Here is a 20,878-nt window from a genome sequence, read left to right as displayed (position 1 = left end):
AGTTCGGCGCTGACACTCACGGCTTGCTTTGCTCTTCACTTACCAAATTCCCACACCATGAAAAGAAATTTACTGTTGCTCGCACCACTCATGGTGTGCGCAGCGGCTCCCGCCTGGGCGCAGCAGCGCCGGGTGCAGGGGGTTGTGAAATCGGATAAGGGCGAAGGCCTGCCCGGCGTGACAGTAGTGGTAAAAGGCACCACCAACGGGGCCTCCACCGACGGCGACGGCCGCTTCTCGCTCACGCTGCCGCCCGGCGGCAACCCGACGCTCAGCATCAGCTACATCGGCTACGTAGCGCAGGAAGTGACAGTCGGCGACCGGACTGACGTGAGCATCACGCTGCGCGAAGACAGCAAGGTGCTGGAAGACGTGGTGGTAATTGGCTACCAGGAAGTGCAGCGCCGCGACGTGACTGGTTCCGTTTCGTCGGTGGGTGCGCAGCAGATTAAAGACGTTCCGGTGAACTCCGCCGCCGAAGCCCTGACGGGCCGTCTGGCCGGCGTGCAGCTCACCTCCGCCGAAGGCACGCCCGGCAACGCCAACGTGCAGATTCGGGTGCGGGGTGGTGGCTCTATCACGCAGGACAACTCGCCGCTGTATGTAGTGGATGGTATCCAGGTGGAAAACGCGCTGAGCGTGATTTCACCCCAGGATATTGCCTCCGTTGACGTGCTCAAGGATGCTTCGGCTACGGCCATCTACGGTGCCCGTGGCGCCAACGGCGTTGTGATTATCACCACCAAAAAGGGCCGCGAAGGCAAGGTGGTGGTGAGCTACAACGGTTTTGCCGGCTTCCGCCGCCTGGCCAATAAGCTCGACCTGATGAAGCCCGCCGACTACGTGGACTATCAGTTTGAGCGTGCCCAATCCATCGGTACAGCGGCCGGCGGTATCAACACGTTCCGGACGGCCTTCGGCAGCCGCAATTTCCTGTCAGATACGCTGAATGCCAGCCGCAGCGCGCCATTCCTCGACTGGCAGGACCAGGTGTTCGGCCGCGACGCCTTCCAGCAAACCCACAACCTGTCGGTGGCCGGCGGCGCCAAGGGTACCACGTACTCGCTGAGCCTCACCGACAACCAGGAGGAAGGCATTCAGAGAGGCTCGGACTACGACCGGAAGCTGGTGAATTTCCGCTTCGACACCAAAGCCACCGAGAAGCTCACCATCGGGCTGAACGTACGCTTCAACAACCAAAAAATCAACGGCTCGGGCACTTCCAGCTCGCTGTCCACGGTTACGTCGCGCTTGCGCAACGCGGTGCAGTTCCAGCCGCTGGCTGTGCCGCTGGCCGGCGCCATCGACCCCAACCAGTTCGATGAGGACTTCTTCCAGCAGTCCAGCCTGGTGAACCCCATCATTGCCATCGACAACGAATACCGCCTGGACCGCCGCCGCACCACCAACATCAGCGGCAACGTGGGCCTCACGATTCTGCCTAACCTGATTTTTCGGTCGACGGCGGGTTTCGACATCACCGACTCCAAGCTTGAAACCTTCAACGGCCGCTACTCGCCCACCATCCGGCAGCAGGCCGGCAACTACGCCGCGCTGCCGTTTGCCTCGGTGAGCTCGGGCACGCTCACTACCATAAACAATTCCAACGTGCTGAGCTACTCCTTCTCGAAGGGCGTGCACAGCGTGGACGCGTTGATTGGCCAGGAGATTTACCAGCAGAACAGCACCACGCAGTACATCCAGACCAACTTCCTGCCGCTGGACATCACCTCGCGCCAGGCGTTGGCCAACATCAACCAGGGCGTGCTGCCGGCCGGCACCGTGGCTCAGCCGATTCTGCCCACTACCAGCGTGCCGATTAACGCGCGCCTGCTCTCGGGTTTCAGCCGCCTCAACTACACCTTTGCTGATAAGTACCTCTTTACGGCCACGTTCCGGGCCGACGGCTCGTCGAAGTATGCGGCCGGCAACCGGGTGGGCTACTTCCCGGCTGCTTCGCTGGCCTGGCGCGTGTCGCAGGAAGATTTCCTGAAGTCGATTACTTCTATTTCTGACTTGAAGCTACGCCTGAGCTACGGTTTGGCCGGCAACAACCGTATCAACGACTTTGCGTTCCGGCAGCTGTTCTCAGGCGGCGGCGGCGAGTACTGGCTGAACCACATTCGGGTGGGCGGCGCTTCGGTGCCATTCTTGGCCAACGAAAACCTGAAGTGGGAAACCACGGTGTCGCGCAACCTGGGCATGGACCTGTCGCTGTTCAGCAACCGGGTGCAGTTCACGGCCGACGCCTACTACAACACCACCCGCGACTTGCTGGTGAACGTGCCGATTCCAGTGGTGGTGGGCTACAGCTCGCAGCTGCAGAACATTGGCTCGACCAGCAACCGCGGCCTGGAGCTGCAGCTGAGCGGCACAGTGCTTCAGACGCCGGATTTCACCTGGACCGCCAACGTCAACACCTCCTTCAACCGGGGCAAGATTGAGAGCCTGGGCGGCGCGCCCAACATTCCGGGTGTGTACTCGGGTTGGGCCAGCACGGCCATCTCGCAGGATTTCGTAGCGGCCGTTGGGCAGCCCATCGGCCTGATGTACGGCTACGTGACGGACGGTTTCTACACCCCCGATGACTTCGAGAGCTACAACGCTACTACCCGCACGGGCACGCTGAAAGCTGGTATTGCGTCCAACGCCGGCGTGCAGGGCCAGCCGGTGGCGCCGGGCATCATCAAGCTGAAAGACCTGAACGGTGACGGCGTGGTAAATGACCTTGACCGCACGGTTATCGGCAATGCCAACCCAAAGTTCACGGGTGGCTTCAACCAGCAGTTCGCGTACAAAGGCTTCGACGCCAGCGTGTTCCTCAACTTCGTGTACGGCAACGACATCTACAACGCCAACAAGATTGAGTTCACCTCGGCCATCAATCCGCTCAGCAACATGCTGGATATCACCACCGACCGGTACCGTACCATCGACGCCAACGGCGCCCCGATTACAACCCTCGATGGATTCCGCGCGGCCAACCCCGATGCCAAAATCTGGCAGCCGACGCGCCAGTTGTTCACGCACTCCTGGGCCATTGAAGACGGCTCGTTTCTGCGCGTCAACAACGTGACCTTTGGGTACTCGCTGCCGAAAGACCTCATTGGCCGGGCCAAGCTCACGCAGGTGCGCTTCTACGTGACAGGCAACAACCTCTACACGTTCACGAAATACACCGGCTACGACCCCGAGGCCAACACGCGCCGCGCTACGGGCCTCACGCCCGGTGTCGATTACGCTGCCTACCCCCGCAGCCGCGCCATCCTGTTCGGCGTGAACCTGGGACTGTAAATTTTAGTGAGTAGGAAATGGGGCTTAGGGCCTGGGTCGTTTCGGCGGCCAAGCAAGAACATCCTAAGCCCCAGGCCCTGAGCCCTGATCCCTAAATTCTGACATCATGAAACCTGCCTTCTTTCGTTCTACTCTCAGTGCTGCGGCCCTGACCCTGCTCCTCGGGATAGGGGGCTGCAAAGACTACCTGGAAGCCGATCCGGACGCTTTCTACACCACTGAACAGATCTTTAGCTCGGTGAGCGGCGCCACTACGGCCGTCATCACCGCCTACGATCTGCTGTCCGGTGACCGGACCTACGGCACCCGCCTCAACCTGTACTACCCTTACGACACCGACGAGCTGATTGGCGCGCCCGGTGCTGCCAACGCCGGCCAGCGCGGCCTGTCGCGCTACAAGGCCCAGCCCACCAACCCCGAGATTGTAAACCCCTGGGGCGACCTGTACTCGGGCGTGGAAAAGGCCAACATCTGCATCAAAAACATCCCGCAGATGGCGCTCTACCGCAACGGTACGGCCGCCGACACCGCTGCCCTGCACCGCCTACACGGCGAAGCCCTGACGCTGCGTGCGCAGTATCTGTACGAGCTGATCCGCAACTGGGGCGACGTGCCGGCGCCGCTTACGCCCACCGACCCGTCGCAGAGCTTCCAGCTGCCCTCCGTGGACCGCAACGTAACCCTGGACACGCTGATTGCCAACCTCGGTAAAGCCCAGAAGCTGGTGCCGTGGCGCTCCAAAGCGGGTGCCGTGAATGAGCGTATCACCAAAGGTGCCGTGAAAGCCCTGCGCGCCCGCCTGGCGCTGCAGCGCGGCGGCTACTCGGCCAACGCCACCACCGGCCAGATTACGCGCCCTTCCGACTACCTGACTTACTACCGCATTGCGCAGGTGGAGTGCGCCGAGCTGATGCGCAACCGCGGCGAGCATACGCTCAATACCAGCTTCTACGACCTGTTCAAGAGCTTCAATGAGCAGCGCCGCGAAAGCGCCAACGAGGTGATTTTCGAGGTAGCTATGGGAGGCAGCAGTGCCACCGCCGACAGCAAGCTGGGCTACTACGATGGTCCGCGCCTGAATACGTCGCCGATATTCGGCTCGTCGCAGGGCTCCATCGTGGCTGTACCTACCTACTTCTACGCTTTCGATTCCACGGATGTGCGCCGCGACATCACGCTGACGCCGTACACCATCGGCAGCAACAACAATCAGGCGGGCACCTCGCTGGTGGCCATTACCACCGGCAAATGGCGCCGCGACTGGCGCGTGCCGGTATTGCCTGGCTCCGGCAACTACCTCGGCTACAACTGGCCGCTCATCCGCTTCGCCGATGTGCTGCTGATGTTTGCCGAAGCTGAAAACGAGCTGAATGGTCCTACTTCGGCGGCCCGCACGGCGCTGTTGGAAGTGCGTACCCGCGGCTTCGGCGGCAACGCTACCCGCGCCGCTGCCGGCCTCAACCTGACGTCCAAGGACGCTTTCTTCACGGCTTTGAAAAAGGAGCGCCTCTTGGAGTTTGGCGGCGAAGGTATTCGCAAGTATGATTTACTGCGCTGGGGCCAGTTGGCTTCTCAGCTTGCCGAAACCAAGGCCGAGCTGGCCAAAATGCAGGCCGGCACTGCGCCCTACAACACCATACCTGTCACCCAGTACTTCCGCGTCGTGAATGGCCAGGTGCAGTGGGCTCGCTCGTTCTACCGGCCTTCTCCCGCTACCACGCCGAGCGGCACCACGTCGGTGGCGTGGCGCTCTACCGTCAACGCGGCCTACATCACCAACACCCGCCCCGGCGGCACGGGTCTGGCGGCTGACTTTGAGCCTGGTAAGGGCAAGGAGCTGATGCCAATTCCGCAAAGCACGCTCGACACCGACCCGAACGTAAAGCAAAACTTCGGCTACTAACTGCTTGCTAACCATGCTTCCCGCCGCCAACTTTTTTCTGGAAGACAGCGCCCAGCCCTGGGAAACCGTGGGCGAGGGATTGCGCCGGAAAGTGCTGACCTACGATGCCCAGCTGATGCTGGTGCGCGTGGAGTTTGCGGCGGGAAGCATCGGGGCGCCGCACCAGCATGTGCACACCCAAATGACGCACGTGGTCAGTGGTGTATTTGAGGCGACAGTGGGCGGCCGGATGCAGGTGCTGCACGCCGGCGACACGTTTCACGCGCCCTCAGATGTGGTGCATGGTGTGGTGTGTGTGGAGGCCGGCGTGCTGCTTGATGCCTTCAGCCCCATGCGCGAGGATTTTGTGTAGGCCTGCTGACGGCGCCAACCCAACTTATGAAATTACTGACAACACTACTGCTTCTGCTGACTGGAATAGGGGGGATGGGGATCTTAACTGCCCAGGCCCAGCAGACGACGGTGGCGGCGGATGGTTCGGGCCAGTTCCGGACCATCCAGGCCGCTCTCAACAGTCTGCCCAATGAGGCCAGCCAGCCGCGCACGGTGTACATCAAAAACGGCACCTATAAAGAGAAGGTGTTCATTGACAACAAACAGAATATTATCCTGAAGGGCCAGAGTGAAAAGGGTGTGGTGCTCACCTACGCGCAGTCGCGCGATGCGTGGCGCTGCGACCCGGTGGGCGGCCCGGATGACTGGGGCGTAGCCACGCTCAACATGCGCAACTCGCCCGACATCACGCTCGAAAACCTGACCGTCATTAACTCCTATGGCTTCGACCACCGCGGCGAAGCTGACCTGGTGATGCCCTGCCCCGCAGACCCCAGCGGCCAGAAGAAAATCAGTGCCACCGGCCACCAGATGGCGCTGCGCACCATGCCCGGCACCACCCGCCTGATGGTGCTGCACTGCACGTTTCGCTCCTTGAACGGCGACACCGTGAGCCCCTGGGACGTGGACGCCGGCATGTATTACTTCAAGGACTGCACGATGGAAGGCGGCGTGGATTTCTACTGCCCCCGCGGCTGGGCCTACGCCGAAAACTGCCGCTTCATCTGCCACAATATATCGGCTGCCATCTGGCACGATGGCTCCGGCAACCAGGAGTCGAAAACGGTGCTGAAAAACTGCGTGTTCGAAGGCGACGACAACTTCAAGCTGGGGCGCTTCCACCGCGAGGCGCAGTTCTTTTTGATCAACTGCCGATTCCCGAAAAACATGGCCGATGCCGACATCTACTGGGCCCAATCGGGCCCCGGAGCCAAGCAGTGGGGACGGCGCGTGTACTACCAGAGCTGCCACCGCAAAGGCGGCGACTACGCCTGGCACAAAGACAACCTGAGTGCGGCTGCCGGCGCCCCCAAAGCGTCGCAGATTACCGCCGACTGGACGTTCGGCGGGCGTTGGTATCCGGTGTCGGGCAAAGCAGCTACGGTTGCCATTCCGGCCTACGACCCCACCGCCAAAGACCGGTATTCCACAGTTTCTACCTCGAAGCCAGCCGTAGCACCCGCCGCCGCCGTGCCAGCCGTTGACTCGGTGGCGGAGCGGATGCTGCTGTATCAGCGCGCTGAAGGCGGCTGGCCCAAGGCAATAGGGGAGGTGAAGGTGAAATACGACCAGCCGCTGACGGCCGCCGAGCGCACCGCCGCCCGGGCCGCCACCGCCAAGCCCGACGCCACCATCGACAACGATGCCACCACCCGCGAAATCCGCTACCTGGCTGGCGCCTTTGCCACCACCCAAAACCCGACCTACAAAGCCGCTGCCGAAAAGGGCGTCCGCTACTTGCTGCAGATGCAGTATGCCAACGGCGGCTTCCCGCAATACTACCCCGACCGCAGCGGCTACCGCCACCAGATAACCTACAACGACAACGCCATGGTGAAGGTGTTGCAGGTGCTGCGCGACGTAAGCCGCCGCACCCGTGGCCTCGAAGTGCTGGACGCCAGCTTAGTGGAATCCGCTACGCAAGCAGTAAACCGGGGCATCGACTGTATCCTGAAAACCCAGTATGTGCAGCGCGGCAAGCTCACCGCCTGGTGCGCCCAGCACGACGACAAAACGCTTCAGCCGGTGAAGGCCCGCGCCTTCGAGCTGGCCTCGCTCAGCGGAATGGAAACCGTAGCCATCGTGCAGTTTTTGCTGGACACCGACAACCCCACGCCTGCCATTCGGGCGTCGGTGGAAGCGGCGGTGGCGTGGCTGCGGGCCGTGCAGCTGACCGGCTACACCGTGACCGACCAACCCGACCCGAAGCAGCCCAAGGGCTTCGACCGGGTGATAGTGCCACAAGCCGGCTCCGTCATCTGGGCCCGCTTCTACGATCTGACTACCAACCAGCCCATCTACGTGGGGCGCGACTCCAAGCCGCGCGCCAAGCTGGCCGAAATCGAATACGAGCGCCGGACCGGCTACGCTTACGCCGGCACTTGGCCCGACAAGCTGCTCAACCGCGACTATCCGCGCTGGCAGCAAAAATGGAATGCTAATGCCCCGCAGGGCAGCACAAAATAACGGTCTTCATCATGCCGCATCTATCCGCCAATCTTCTTGCCCAGCTGCCTGCCACCCCGGCTGTAGCCCTGCCCACCGCCGACTTACTGGCATTGCCCGAAAAAGTGCTGCAATTCGGGACTGGCGTGCTGCTGCGCGGCCTGCCCGACTACCTCATCGACAAAGCCAACCGCCAGGGAATCTTCAACGGCCGCATTGTGGTGGTGAAGTCCACCGACGGCGGCGACATCGACGCCTTCCGCCGCCAGGATGGCCTCTACACGCTCGGCATCCGTGGCATCGACGATGGGCAGGAAATCGAGGAAAACGTGGTGTGCTCGGCCATCAGCCGCGTGCTGTCGGCTAAGAGCCAGTGGGCCGATATTCTGGCCTGCGCCGCCAATCCCGAGCTGACCGTGGTGCTGTCTAATACCACCGAAGTCGGCATTCAGCTGGTTTCCGATGATATCCGGCAGAATCCGCCGGTATCGTTTCCGGGCAAGCTGCTGGCATTTCTGCACGCCCGTTATCAGGCGTTCGGCGGCGCCAAAGACAAAGGCCTCGTGATAGTGCCCACCGAGCTGATTCCGGACAACGGCACCAAGCTGGAAAGCATTCTGCTGGAGCAGGCCCACCGCAACAACCTCGATGTGGAATTCATCGACTGGCTGGAAACCGCCAATCAGGTCTGCAATTCGCTAGTAGACCGTATTGTGCCCGGCCGCCCCGACGCCGCCACCCAAACCGCGCTGGCCGCCCAACTCGGCTACCAGGACGACCTGCTGACCATGTCGGAGGTGTACACGCTCTGGGCTATTGAAGGCGACGAGCGGGTGAAGCAGGTGCTGAGCTTTGAGCAGGCCGATGCCGGTGTGGTGGTGCAGCCCAACATCAACCTGTTTCGAGAGCTGAAGCTGAGGTTGCTCAACGGCACGCACACGCTTAGCTGCGGGCTGGCGTTTCTGGCGGGTTTGCCCACGGTGCGCGAGGCCATGCAGGACGACTACGTAGCTGGCTTTATCCACAACCTGATGCTCGGCGACCTGCTGCCCGGTATTCCCTACAACGTCGACGAAAAAGTGGGCCAGCGCTTCGGGATGCAGGTGCTGGACCGGTTCCGCAACCCCGCCATCGAGCACCGCTGGCTGTCGATTTCGATGAACTACACGGCCAAGCTGCAGATGCGCAACGTGCCCACACTGCTGCACTACTACCAGAAGTTGCGGGCCGTGCCACACTACATGGCGCTGGGCTTTGCGGCCTACCTACTGTTCATGCGCGGCACCCACCAGAAAGACCAGGTATGGTACGGTGAGCTGGAAAGCCAGGAATACCCGATTCAGGATGATAAAGCCGGCTACTACGCGGAGCTTTGGAGCCGCCTGGAGCCTGCCGAGCTTGCGCACACCGTGCTGCACAACCAAACTCTGTGGGGCCACGACCTGGCTGCGCTGCCCGGCTTCTCGGACTGCGTGAGCCGCTACCTGCGCCAGCTGCTGGAGCAGGGTGCCCACGCCACCGTGGCGCAGGCCCTCAACAAGAAAGTAATAGCCGCTTAGCGCGGCCCAAAGACCGGCCGCTGCGGTCCGGTACCGGAGAGTACAGGATACCGGGTTTGCCGGCAGGCCCTACATTCCGGCCAAGTAAGTAGCCCACAACCCCCATGAAACACCTGGTAGCCAAAATTCACCCTGCTGATAACGTGCTGGTCGCCCTCCAGGACCTGCCCGTGGGCACGCCCGTCACCTGGGACGGCACCACCGTCACGACCACCGAAAAGATACCTGCCAAGCACAAACTGGCCATGCAGTTTCTGGCCCCCGGCGACCCGGTACACATGTACGGTGTGCTGGTAGGCAAAGCTGCCCAGGCCATTGGCGTCGGCGGCCTGCTGACCACGGCCAACATGCACCACGCCACCGACGGCTACGACGAGCACCAGCAAAACCGCCCCGAATGGCACGCGCCCGACGTAAGCCAATGGGCCGGCCGCACTTTCCAGGGCTTCCACCGCACCGATGGCCGCGTGGGCACTGCCAACTACTGGCTGGTGATTCCGCTGGTGTTCTGCGAAAACCGCAACATTCAGGTACTGGAAGAAGCCTTGGTAAATGACCTCGGCTACGCCCGCCGCAAAAGCTACCAGCCCCAAACGCAGGAGTTGATTTCGCTGATGCAGGCCGGCAAAACTGTGGAAGAAATTCTGGCTACCGACCTGCACTCCGCCGAAAACGGCCACCAGAAACCGCGGCTGTTTGCCAACGTCGACGGCATCCGGTTTTTGCAGCACGAAGGCGGCTGCGGCGGCATCCGGCAGGATGCCCAGACGCTGTGCGGCTTGCTGGCCGGCTACATCACGCACCCCAACGTGGCGGGTGCCACCGTGCTCAGCCTGGGCTGCCAGAACGCGCAGGTAAGCATGCTGCAGGATGAAATCGACAAGCGTAGCCCCGGTGGACTACAGAAGCCGCTGTACATTCTGGAGCAGCAGAAAATAGGGACTGAGGAGGCCTTAGTCAGCGCGGCGTTGCGCCAGACGTTTGCCGGCCTGATGGTCGCTAATCAGCAAACGCGCCAGCCCGCGCCCATCAGCAAGCTGTGCATCGGGCTGGAATGCGGCGGCTCCGACGGCTTCTCTGGCATCTCGGCCAACCCCGCCGTAGGTCACGTCTCCGACCTGCTGGTAGCGGCTGGCGGCTCCGTAATTCTGGCGGAGTTTCCGGAGCTGTGCGGCGTCGAGCAGGAACTGGTAGACCGCAGTGTGGACACGGCCACGGCCGAGCGGTTTAGCTCCCTGATGAAAGCCTACGGTGACTCCGCCATTGCCGTGGGCTCTGGCTTCGACATGAACCCTTCACCGGGCAACATCCGCGACGGGTTGATTACGGACGCCATGAAATCAGCTGGGGCAGCCCGCAAAGGCGGTTCCTCGCCGGTAGTGGCCGTGCTCGACTACCCCGAGCCTGTGACGCTGCCCGGCCTCAACCTGCTGTGCACGCCCGGCAACGACGTGGAAAGCACCACCGCCGAAGTAGGATCGGGGGCCAACTTGGTGCTCTTCACCACCGGCCTCGGCACGCCCACCGGCAACCCCATTGCCCCGGTCGTGAAGATCAGCTCCAATACGGCCCTGGCCCGCCGCATGCCCGACATTATCGACGTGAACACCGGCACCGTCATCGACGGCGAAGAAACTATCGAACAAGCCGCCGAGCGGATTCTGGATTACGTCATTCGGGTTGCCAGCGGTGAGGAAGTGGCCGCCGTGCGCCACGGCCAAACCGATTTTATTCCGTGGAAACGCGGCGTGAGTTTGTAGTGCAGAACGACAGAGAATAAGAACGTCATGCTGAGCGAAGCGGAGAGGAGTCGAAGCATCTCTACCGCTTCGTTGCACTGCCATTGATTAGTCTGGGGTAGAGATGCTTCGACTCCGCTCCGCTTCGCTCAGCATGACGTTCAGCCAAAGCCCACCCGCCAACCTCAATTACCGGGAACGTTTGCGTAGATAAATACGCCGTTTGCCGCCCAAAATGGGCAAAATCGGGGGCTGAACCCGGTATCTTTAAATCCGCCCTACCCACCTTGCCCACCTGCGGCTCCCACCCATCATAATTCTGTTTGATTATGAAGCCCTTCCTCAACGCCGACTTCTTACTGCAAACGCCCACCGCCCGCACGCTCTACCACGAGTATGCCGCGGCCATGTCCATCATCGACTACCACAACCACCTGCTGCCCGACCAGATTGCCGAGGACCGGCAGTTCGACAACATCACGCAGGTGTGGCTTTACGGCGACCATTACAAGTGGCGCGCCATGCGCACCAACGGCGTGCCCGAGCGCTACATCACCGGCGACGCCACGGACTGGGAGAAGTTCGAGAAATGGGCCGAAACCGTGCCCCAGACTGTGCGCAACCCGCTCTACCACTGGACGCACCTGGAGCTGCAGCGCTACTTCGGCATCACGGAGTTGCTGAACGCCGGCAGTGCTCGCCGCATCTACGACCAGTGCAACGAGCTGCTATGCACGCCTGAGTATTCGGTGCGCAACCTGCTGCGCAAGATGAACGTGGAAACGCTCTGCACCACCGACGACCCCGCTGACTCGCTGGAGTACCACCGCGCCCTGCAAAGCAGCAACTTCGAGGTGCGCGTGCTGCCCACCTTCCGGCCCGACAAGGCCATGGCTGTTGATGACGCCGCCAGCTACAACCAGTACCTCGACAAGCTGGGCGAAGCCGCCGCCGTGGAAATCCGCACGTTCTTCGACCTGCAAACGGCCCTGCGCCTGCGCCACGACTACTTCGCGGCTTTGGGTTGCCGCCTCTCCGACCACGGTCTGGAGCAGATGTACGCTGCCGACTACACTGAGTCGGAGTGCAACGAAATCTTCCTGAAAATCCGCAGTGGCGAGGAGCTGGCGGCTGATGAAGTGCTGCGCTTCAAGTCGGCGATGCTGGTGCTGCTGGCCGAAATGGACTGGGAGAAAGGCTGGACCCAGCAGTTTCACCTCGGCGCGCTGCGCAACAACAACGCCCGCATGCTGCGCCAGCTCGGCCCCGATACCGGCTGGGACTCTATTGGTGACTTCTCGCAGGGTCGGGCGCTGTCGAAGTTCCTCAACCGCCTCGACGAGCAGGACAAGCTCACTAAAACCATCCTCTACAACCTCAACCCTGCCGATAACGAGCTGATGGCCACGATGATCGGCAACTTCAATGATGGCTCGGTGGCGGGCAAGGTGCAGTTCGGCTCCGGCTGGTGGTTCCTTGACCAGAAGGACGGCATGGAAAAGCAGATCAACGCCCTGAGCAACATGGGTTTGCTGAGCCGTTTCGTGGGCATGCTCACCGATTCGCGCAGCTTCCTCTCGTACCCGCGCCACGAGTATTTCCGCCGCGTGCTGTGCAACCTCTTTGGCCAGGATGTGGAAAACGGTGAGCTGCCTGAAGATCTGGAAGGTCTGGGTGACATCATCAAAAACATCTGCTACGGCAACGCCAAGGCCTATTTCGGCTTTGAAACCGTGGTCAGGCCTGCTGAAGTTGCTGCAGTGTAAGTGAAAATGAACGTCATGCAGAGGCGCAGCCGAAGTATCTCGCGTGCTGGCACCTGATTACCACGGCAATGTCAGCACGCGAGATTCCTCGCAAGCTCGGAATGACGTTCCCAAGACCCGAAGTCCCTAAGCTCCCAAGTCCCCAACATGAAGCAAGTCGTCACCTTTGGTGAAATCATGATGCGGCTTTCGCCGCCGCTCAATTACCGGTTGCCGCAAGCCAGCACGCTGGAAGTAACCTATGGTGGGGGCGACGCCAATGTAGGCGCCGCGCTGGTGCACCTGGGCATGCCGGCCGCGCACGTGGGGTGCTTCCCCGACAACGCGGTGGGCCAGGCCGCCGCGCAGGCGTTTCGGGCCCACGGCGTGGACATGCAGCATTGCGTGTTCCAAGGCGAGCGGCTGGGGCTGTATTTCCTGGAGGTAGGCGCCTCGCTGCGCGGCAGCCGCATTGTATACGACCGCTACAACTCGGCTTTCGCCAACCTGCAGCCGGAGTGGTTCAACTGGGATGAGATTCTGAAAAATGCGAACTGGCTGCACTGGACCGGCATCACGCCGGCCATTTCGGCCTCGGCGGCCCAGGCCACGCGCGACGCCATCCGGGCGGCCCGCCGGCTTGGCATCACCGTTTCGGCCGACGTAAACTACCGCCGCAACTTGTGGCAGTATGGCCAGCAGGCGCAGGATGTAATGCCCGAGCTGGTGGCCGGCTGCGACGTGGTGGTGTGTACCGAAGGCGACGCTGACGACCTGTTCGGCATCAAGGCGGAAGCCGGCGCCGAAAACAGCTTTTTGTCGATGAGCGAGCAGCTGATAGCGCAGTTTCCACAGATCAAGCAAGTGATTGCCACGCGCCGCAAAACACAGAGCGCCTCGCACGAGCGAATCCGGGGCATGGCCTACGTGAACGGCACCTATCACCAAACCAGCTACTTCGATATCAACCCCGTCGTGGACCGCATCGGCGGCGGCGACTCGTTCATTTCGGGCTACATCTACGGCCAGCAGCACTACGCCACCACCGACGAGTCCCTGACGTTTGCCACGGCCGCTTCGGCCCTTAAGCATACCATCCACGGCGACGTCAACCTCGTGACAGCCGCTGAAGTGGAGCACATCATGGCCGGCAACCTCACGGGCCGCTTGCTTCGCTAGCCGGCCGGAAAAGCACGTCATGCTGAGCTTGCCGAAGCATCTCTACCGCTTCGTTGCAATGCCATTGATTAGTCAGAGGTAGAGATGCTTCGACTGCGGCTGCGCACACTGGCTTGATGCGCCACATGCTCAGCATGACGAAAAATTAACAACGAACCACGCACAACATGCCCCGTTTCTCCGCTGCTCATATCCTCGAAACTGTGCTGGCCACGCCCATCGTGCCGGTGTTCTACCACGCCGATGCCGCGTACGCCCAGCGTATTCTGCAGGCTTGCTATGAGGGCGGACTGCGCGTGTTTGAGTTCACCAACCGCGGACCGCAGGCGTTTGAGGTGTTTGGGCAGCTGATGGGTTTCGTGCAGCAGAACTGCCCGGAAATGCTGCTCGGCATCGGCACGATTTACACGGCCGCCGACGCCGAGCGGTTCATTGCCGCCGGCGCCGATTTCGTGGTACAGCCGTGCATCACAATTGAAGTGGCGGAGGCGTGCCGCCAGCACGGCACGCCCTGGCTGCCCGGCACCATGACCGTGCGCGAGGTGTACGAGGCCACGCAGCTGGGTGCGGCCATCGTGAAGGTGTTTCCGGGCAATGTGGTTGGGCCGGGCTTCATCAAAAGCTTGCGGGGCCCCATGCCGCATGTGCCACTGATGGTCACTGGCGGCGTAGAGCCCACCCGTGAAAGTTTGCGTGAGTGGTTTGGAGCCGGCGTGAACGTGGTAGGCATGGGCTCCCAGCTGTTCAAGAACGACGACCCTGCCGCCCTGAAAACCCTGCTTACCGACTTGCTGGATTACCTCCCGACGCTGAAGAACTAACGGCCTGCCTGGCTGCGGCCTGCCACTATCTGCTCATTTCCATTCCCACCCGCTACCGATGATACAAGCTGCTCCTGTTGCTTCGGCCCCCGTCACCGATGTGATTGGCAAATACCGCTGGACTATCTGTGGTCTGGTGTTCTTTGCCACCACCGTCAACTACCTCGACCGGGCCGTTATTTCCCTGCTCAAGCCCTATCTGGAAACCGAGTTTAAATGGAACTCCGGAGACTACGCCAACATCGAAATTGCCTTCAAGCTGGCCTATTCGCTGGGCATGCTGGGCGTGGGGCGCATCATCGATAAGCTGGGCACCAAGATGGGCTACGCGCTTTCCACGTTTCTGTGGAGTTTGGCCGCCATTGGGCACGCGTTTGTGAGCAGCACGCTGGGCTTTTCGGTGGCCCGGGCGTTTCTGGGCGTTACGGAGGCCGGTAACTTTCCGGCTGCCATCAAGACCACGGCCGAATGGTTTCCGCAGAAGGAGCGGGCCTTGGCCACCGGTATTTTCAACTCGGGCTCCAATGTGGGGGCCATTATTGCGCCGCTCACGGTGCCGCTCATTGCCGAATCCATCGGCTGGAAATGGGCCTTCGTGATTACCGGCGCACTGGGCTTTGTGTGGCTGGTGCTGTGGTTTATCTACTACGAAGTGCCGGCCCGCCATGCGCGCCTCACCAAAGCCGAGTTCGACTATATCCACAGCGACGTGGACGATATGGCCGCAGCATCCATCACCACCGAGCCTAAGGTGTCGTGGTTTAAGCTGCTCACGTTCCGCCAGACCTGGGCCTTCGTGGTAGGCAAGTTCCTGACCGACCCGATATGGTGGTTTTATCTGTTTTGGTTGCCCGACTTCCTTAACAAGCAATACGGCCTCAAGGGCACCGAGGTGGCTCTGCCGGTAGCGGCCGTGTACGTGCTGTCGAGCATTGGCAGCGTGGGTGGCGGCTGGGTGCCGCTGAACTTCATCCGCAACGGTATGCCCGCCTTTAAGGCCCGCAAGCTGTCGATGCTGCTGATTGCGCTGTGCGTGTTCCCGATTGTGTTTGCGCAGTATCTGGGGCAGCTGAATATGTGGCTGGCGGTGCTCGTGATTGGCATTGCGGCGGCGGCCCACCAGGCGTGGAGCGCCAACATCTTCACCACTGTGTCGGATATGTTCCCCAAGCGGGCCGTGGCGTCCGTGACGGGCATTGGCGGCATGGCTGGCGGGCTGGGGGGCATCCTGCTGTCGGCGCTGGTGCAGAAGCGCATGTTTGTGTACTACGAAAGCATCGGGCAGCTGCAAACCGCCTACTTCATCATGTTCTGGATTTGCGGTGCGGCCTACCTGCTGGCCTGGGTGCTGATGCACTTCCTGGCCCCCAGGATGAAGCAAATCAACCTCGACACCGAACCTGCCACCCGCTAATCCTGTCCCATGAAAAAGCTCTTATTGGTGCTGGCGCTGCTGTTGCCGCTGTTCACGTTCGCTCAAAGCAAGAAAGACCTGGCAGCTGCTAAAGAAGTGGAAGCCCTGGAGCGCCAGCGCTTCGAGGCGCAGGTGAAAAAAGATTACGTGGTGCTGGAAAAAGTATTTGCCGACGACCTGGTGTACACGCACTCCAACGGCAAGCAGAACAACAAAACTGAGTACATCCAGAGTATCCGAGACGGCAAAAGCGTCTACGACAAGATTGACGTGGAACTGGTGAATGTGCGCGCCTACAACGACGGCAAAGCGGCCGTGGTGAATGGTACCATCACCATTTACCAGCCCAACAAGCCCGACGGCACGCCCAACGTCGCCCATATCAAGTACGTGGTAGTGCAGGTCAGGCACCCGAAAAAAGGCTGGCAGGTAGTGCTCTGGCAAAGCCAGAAACAGCCCGAAGCCAAGAGCTAAGCGCACTGCCACGGAGCAGCATACCTACACTAGATTTTCGACCAGCAAAGCAACTGCGGCAGCTGCCGGGGTGCGCAAAGTAGGGCCCCGAGCTATTCGGCAGGCTCCGCGCCCTTGCTGCGTCCTTCCAGTATCCATCCTTCATCATGAGTATTACGTCTGAAAACGCTATTGCCCAGCCGGTTGGCACTACACTGGAGCGCTATATTATGCGCAAGCAGGCCGAGTTTCCGTTTGCCACCGGCGAGCTGAGCCAGCTGCTGCGCGACATTGCGCTGGCCGGCAAAATCGTGAACCGCGAAGTGAACCGGGCGGGCCTGACCAGCATCATTGGGGCCATGGGCCAGCAGAACGTGCAGGGTGAGGCCCAGCAGAAGCTGGACGTGGAAGCCAACATCCGCTTTATCCGCGCCCTCACAAACGGAGGCGAGGCCTGCGCCGTGCTCAGCGAGGAAGAAGACGACATCATCCATACCGGCAACTGCCAGGGCAAGTACGTGGTGGCCATCGACCCGCTCGACGGCTCCAGCAACATCGACGTCAACATCAGCATCGGCACCATTTTCAGCATCTACCGGCGCGTGACGCCGGTGGGGCAGGAGGCCACCGCTGAGGACTTTCTGCAGGGCGGCCGCCGGCAGGTAGCGGCGGGTTACATTCTGTACGGCTCCAGCACCATGCTCGTGTACACCACCGGGCACGGCGTGGTGGGCTTCACGTACGAAAACTCGCTGGGCGAATTCTTCCTCTCGCACCCCAGCATCAAGATTCCGACCGGCGGCACCACCTTTTCCTGCAATGAAGGCAACTGGTTTGACTACCCCCAATACGTGCGCGACTTTTTGCTGGAGTGCAAGCAGCAGCGCCTGAGTGCCCGCTACGTGGGGTCTTTAGTGGCCGACTACCACCGCAACCTGTTCACGGGCGGCATCTACCTCTACCCGCCCACGGCCAAAAACCGCCAGGGCAAGCTGCGGCTGCTTTACGAAGGCTACCCACTGGCTTTCGTGATTGAGCAGGCCGGCGGCCAGGCCGAAACCGGCACCGGACCGGTGCTGGACGTGGTGCCCACCGAATTCCACCAGCGCGCCCCGCTGTTCGTAGGCTCTGCCGATATGGTGCAGAGTCTGGTGGCCCTGGCCTCTGTGGAAGCTTCTGCTTTGTAAGCTGCCTTTGCGCGGCGCTTTTTTTCAACTCCCACTCGTTTCCCATGCTCCAGGCCCCGCACGATTCTTCCCGCCGCGACTTCATGCAGAAATCTGTGCTGGCCACGGCTGGCTTACTTACGCCGGGGCCTTTGGCCGCGCTGGCGGCGCCCGGCGGCAAAAAGCGCCGTGTGGCCATGGTGGGTACCGGGCACCGCGGCACCGGCATGTGGGGCAAGATGCTGCTGGAAGAGCATGCCGATGTGATAGAGTTTGTGGGCCTCTGCGACAAAAACAAAGGCCGCCTCGAAACTGCCAAAAAGATGCTGGGCGTCAGCTGCCCCACCTACACCGACTTCGAGGAGATGATGCGCCGCCAGAAGCCCGAGGTGCTGCTGGTGATGACCGTGGACGGCACCCACGACGAATTCATTATCAAGGGCATGGAAATGGGCGCCGACATCGTGTCGGAGAAGCCCATGACCACCGACGAAACCAAGTGCCAGGCCATTCTGGATGCCGAGAAGCGCACCGGTAAAAAGGTGACTGTCACGTTCAACTACCGCTATTCGCCGCACCGTCAGCAAATCTACGACCTGCTGCGCCAGGGCACTATTGGCACCATTACATCCGTCGATTTTCACTGGTACCTCGACACCCGCCACGGCGCCGACTACTTCCGCCGCTGGCACCGCCGCGTGGAAAACAGCGGCTCACTGTGGGTGCACAAGGCCAGCCACCACTTCGATCTGCTGAACTGGTGGCTGGAGTCGGAGCCCGAGACGGTGTACGCCAAGGGCGCGCTGGAAAACTACGGCAAAAATGGTCCGTTCCGCTCCACCAACTGCCGCCCCTGCCCGCACAAAGCCCAGTGCCCGTACTACTGGGACATGACCAAGGACGCCCGCCTGATGGCCCTGTACGCCGCCAACGAGCAGTACGACGGCTACCTGCGCGACGGCTGCGTGTTCAAGGAAGACGTGAACATCTACGACAAGATGGCCGCCACCATCGGCTATGCCAATGGCGTGCAGGTCAGCTACTCACTCACCACCTACTCGCCCTATGAAGGCTACCGCATTGCGTTCAACGGCACCAAGGGCCGCGTGGAAGCCTGGATTAAGGAGTCGGGCGCTATGACTTTGGAACCCTACGATGAAATCATGGTGGCACGCAATTTTGGATCAGTGGAGTACATCCGGGTGCCCCAGGCCGAGGGCCACGGCGGCGGCGACAAGCTGCTGCGGGCCCGCATCTTCCGCACTCCCGATGCTCCCGACACCTGGCGCCAGGCTGCCGGCAGCCGCGACGGCGCCATGGCCATTCTGGTAGGCATTGGGGCCCGCAAGAGCATTGCCAGCGGCCAGCCCGTGCGCATCGCCGACCTCACGTCGTTGCGGCCGGTAGCCGTGAAGGCGTAAGGCTTTATTCCGCCGGGTCCGAAAACAAATTCCCTCGAACCTACTTTGGGGAGCATCGTTCTGTTATCACCAAACCACTTAGCTGCTCTCCCTTCACTATGCCAAAAATCATTTCGCCCCAAGTGGAGTTCAGCAGCCTGCTGAGCCAGATGAAAGCCGTAACGCCCGAAGTATTTGCGGCCGATGGCACCTTTCTGAATTTGATGGAAGGCCGCTGGCAGGAGCCCGGCAAGCCTCGTCCGTTTACGTCGCCGGTGGATGGCACGGCGCTGGGCAGCCTGCCCATGCTCGACCACGCCGCTGCCCTGCGCGCTGTGCAGGCCGCCAAGAAAGAAGCTGCCGACTGGGCCCGCGTCGACCTCGATGAGCGCAAGCGCAAAGTGCAGGACTGCCTCGACCAGCTGCGCCAGCACGTCGAGCTGACCGGCAAGCTCATCATGTGGGAAATCGGCAAAACCTACAAGCTGGGCTTCACCGACATCGACCGCGCCATTGAGGGCGTGCAATGGTACGTCGATAACATCGAAGGCATGCTGGGCTCGCGCAAGCCGCTGGGCTTGGTCAGCAACATTGCTTCCTGGAACTACCCGATGTCGGTACTGCTGCACGCGGTGCTGGTGCAGGCCCTGTGCGGCAACTCCGTCATTGCCAAAACGCCGACTGATGGCGGCTTTATTTCACTGAGTCTGACCTTTGCTATTGCCCGCCGCTGCGGTTTGCCCGTGACGCTGGTGAGCGGCTCGGGTGGCGAATTGAGCGACGTACTGGTGAAAAACGACGCCGTGGACTGCCTCAGCTTCGTGGGTGGCCGCTACAACGGCCGCAACATCGCCGACGCTCTCAGCTCGGAGCACAAGCGCTACATGCTGGAAATGGAAGGCGTGAACACCTACGGCATCTGGAACTTCTCCGACTGGGACGGCCTCTCTGACCAGCTTAAGAAGGGCTACGACTATGGCAAGCAGCGCTGCACGGCCTATGTGCGCTTTGTGGTAGAGCGCCGCCTGTTCCCGCAGTTCGTGGAAACCTACTGGAACACCATCAAGGGCCTGAAAGTGGGCAACCCCACGCTCGTGGATACGGCCGACGACAAGCTGCCTGACTTGGCGTTTGGCCCCGTCATCAACCGCGCCCAGGCTGAAGACCTGGACCGCCTCTACGCCGACGCACTCAAAACCGGCGCCACGCCCATCTACGAAGGCAAGCTCGACGAAAGCCTGTTCCTGCCCGGCCAGGACATGAGCGCCTACCGCGCCCCGCGCGCCCTTGTGAATTTGCCGCGCCAGAGCGAGCTGTACTTCAAGGAGCCTTTCGGCCCCATCGACAGCATCGTGCTGGTGGACCGTGTGGAAGAGCTGGTGGGCGAAATGAATATCAGCAACGGTGCGTTGGTAGGCGCGCTGGCTTCGGATGATGAGAAATGGGCCCAGCGTACGGCCAAAGAGGTGCGTGCCTTCAAAATGGGCATCAACAAGCTCCGTTCCCGCGGCGACCGGGAGGAAGTATTCGGCGGCCTCGGCGAGTCCTGGAAAGGCGCCTTCGTGGGCGGCGCTCTGCTGGTAGAAGCCGTAACGGAAGGCGACAAGCCGATCCTGGGCAACTTCGAGGAAGCCACACTGTTGCCGGAGAAAATCTAGGCTGTCATCACACCACTAAACATACAAAGGGCGCGCAGCTTCAAGCTA

Annotated in this window: 14 protein-coding genes; all 14 read left to right on the top strand. The window is 61.4% G+C overall.

What is annotated here, in order from left to right:
• Positions 1-57: 57 nt before the first annotated feature.
• Positions 58-3,294: a SusC/RagA family TonB-linked outer membrane protein gene (locus H8B14_RS13730; RefSeq protein ID WP_261990018.1), complete on the top strand. Its 3,237-nt coding sequence runs from the start codon at positions 58-60 to the stop codon at positions 3,292-3,294.
• A 106-nt stretch (positions 3,295-3,400) separates the two neighbouring features.
• Positions 3,401-5,197 carry a RagB/SusD family nutrient uptake outer membrane protein gene (locus H8B14_RS13725; protein WP_187316205.1) on the top strand — a complete coding sequence of 599 codons (1,797 nt, stop codon included), beginning with the start codon at positions 3,401-3,403 and terminating at the stop codon, positions 5,195-5,197.
• 13 nt (positions 5,198-5,210) lie between these two features.
• A complete protein-coding gene (locus tag H8B14_RS13720) occupies positions 5,211-5,549 on the top strand; it encodes a cupin domain-containing protein (RefSeq protein ID WP_187316204.1) in 339 nt (112 codons plus the stop codon).
• A gap of 74 nt (positions 5,550-5,623) precedes the next feature.
• Positions 5,624-7,717: a pectate lyase gene (gene pelA / locus H8B14_RS20895; protein ID WP_222840603.1), complete on the top strand. Its 2,094-nt coding sequence runs from the start codon at positions 5,624-5,626 to the stop codon at positions 7,715-7,717.
• An 11-nt stretch (positions 7,718-7,728) separates the two neighbouring features.
• Positions 7,729-9,255 (top strand): tagaturonate reductase, encoded by a 1,527-nt coding sequence (locus H8B14_RS13705; RefSeq protein ID WP_187316203.1) that lies wholly within the window; start codon positions 7,729-7,731, stop codon positions 9,253-9,255.
• A gap of 104 nt (positions 9,256-9,359) precedes the next feature.
• On the top strand, positions 9,360-11,015 hold the full coding sequence (locus tag H8B14_RS13700) for a UxaA family hydrolase (RefSeq protein ID WP_187316202.1): 1,656 nt from the start codon (positions 9,360-9,362) through the stop codon (positions 11,013-11,015).
• A gap of 308 nt (positions 11,016-11,323) precedes the next feature.
• Positions 11,324-12,760 carry a glucuronate isomerase gene (gene uxaC / locus H8B14_RS13695; protein ID WP_187316201.1) on the top strand — a complete coding sequence of 479 codons (1,437 nt, stop codon included), beginning with the start codon at positions 11,324-11,326 and terminating at the stop codon, positions 12,758-12,760.
• Positions 12,761-12,907: 147 nt separating this feature from the next.
• Positions 12,908-13,918 (top strand): sugar kinase, encoded by a 1,011-nt coding sequence (locus tag H8B14_RS13690; RefSeq protein ID WP_187316200.1) that lies wholly within the window; start codon positions 12,908-12,910, stop codon positions 13,916-13,918.
• 167 nt (positions 13,919-14,085) lie between these two features.
• Positions 14,086-14,739 carry a beta/alpha barrel domain-containing protein gene (locus H8B14_RS13685; protein ID WP_187316199.1) on the top strand — a complete coding sequence of 218 codons (654 nt, stop codon included), beginning with the start codon at positions 14,086-14,088 and terminating at the stop codon, positions 14,737-14,739.
• 58 nt (positions 14,740-14,797) lie between these two features.
• On the top strand, positions 14,798-16,153 hold the full coding sequence (locus H8B14_RS13680) for an MFS transporter (RefSeq protein ID WP_187316198.1): 1,356 nt from the start codon (positions 14,798-14,800) through the stop codon (positions 16,151-16,153).
• A 9-nt stretch (positions 16,154-16,162) separates the two neighbouring features.
• Positions 16,163-16,627, top strand: coding sequence for a nuclear transport factor 2 family protein (locus H8B14_RS13675; RefSeq protein WP_187316197.1), 465 nt, complete (start codon positions 16,163-16,165; stop codon positions 16,625-16,627).
• A gap of 146 nt (positions 16,628-16,773) precedes the next feature.
• Complete coding sequence (fbp, locus tag H8B14_RS13670; RefSeq protein WP_187316196.1) at positions 16,774-17,793, top strand: class 1 fructose-bisphosphatase; 1,020 nt, start codon at positions 16,774-16,776, stop codon at positions 17,791-17,793.
• A gap of 44 nt (positions 17,794-17,837) precedes the next feature.
• Entirely contained in the window at positions 17,838-19,193 is a 1,356-nt protein-coding gene (locus H8B14_RS13665) for a Gfo/Idh/MocA family oxidoreductase (protein WP_187316195.1), read from the top strand.
• A 98-nt stretch (positions 19,194-19,291) separates the two neighbouring features.
• Positions 19,292-20,830, top strand: a complete 1,539-nt coding sequence (locus tag H8B14_RS13660; protein ID WP_187316194.1) for an aldehyde dehydrogenase family protein — start codon at positions 19,292-19,294, stop codon at positions 20,828-20,830.
• The last annotated feature ends 48 nt before the right edge of the window (positions 20,831-20,878 follow it).

It is taken from the genome of Hymenobacter puniceus (assembly GCF_014333525.1).
GTDB lineage: Bacteria > Bacteroidota > Bacteroidia > Cytophagales > Hymenobacteraceae > Hymenobacter.
The sequence above is the reverse complement of the archived record's forward strand: the minus strand, read 5'-3'. Positions and strand labels throughout refer to the sequence as shown.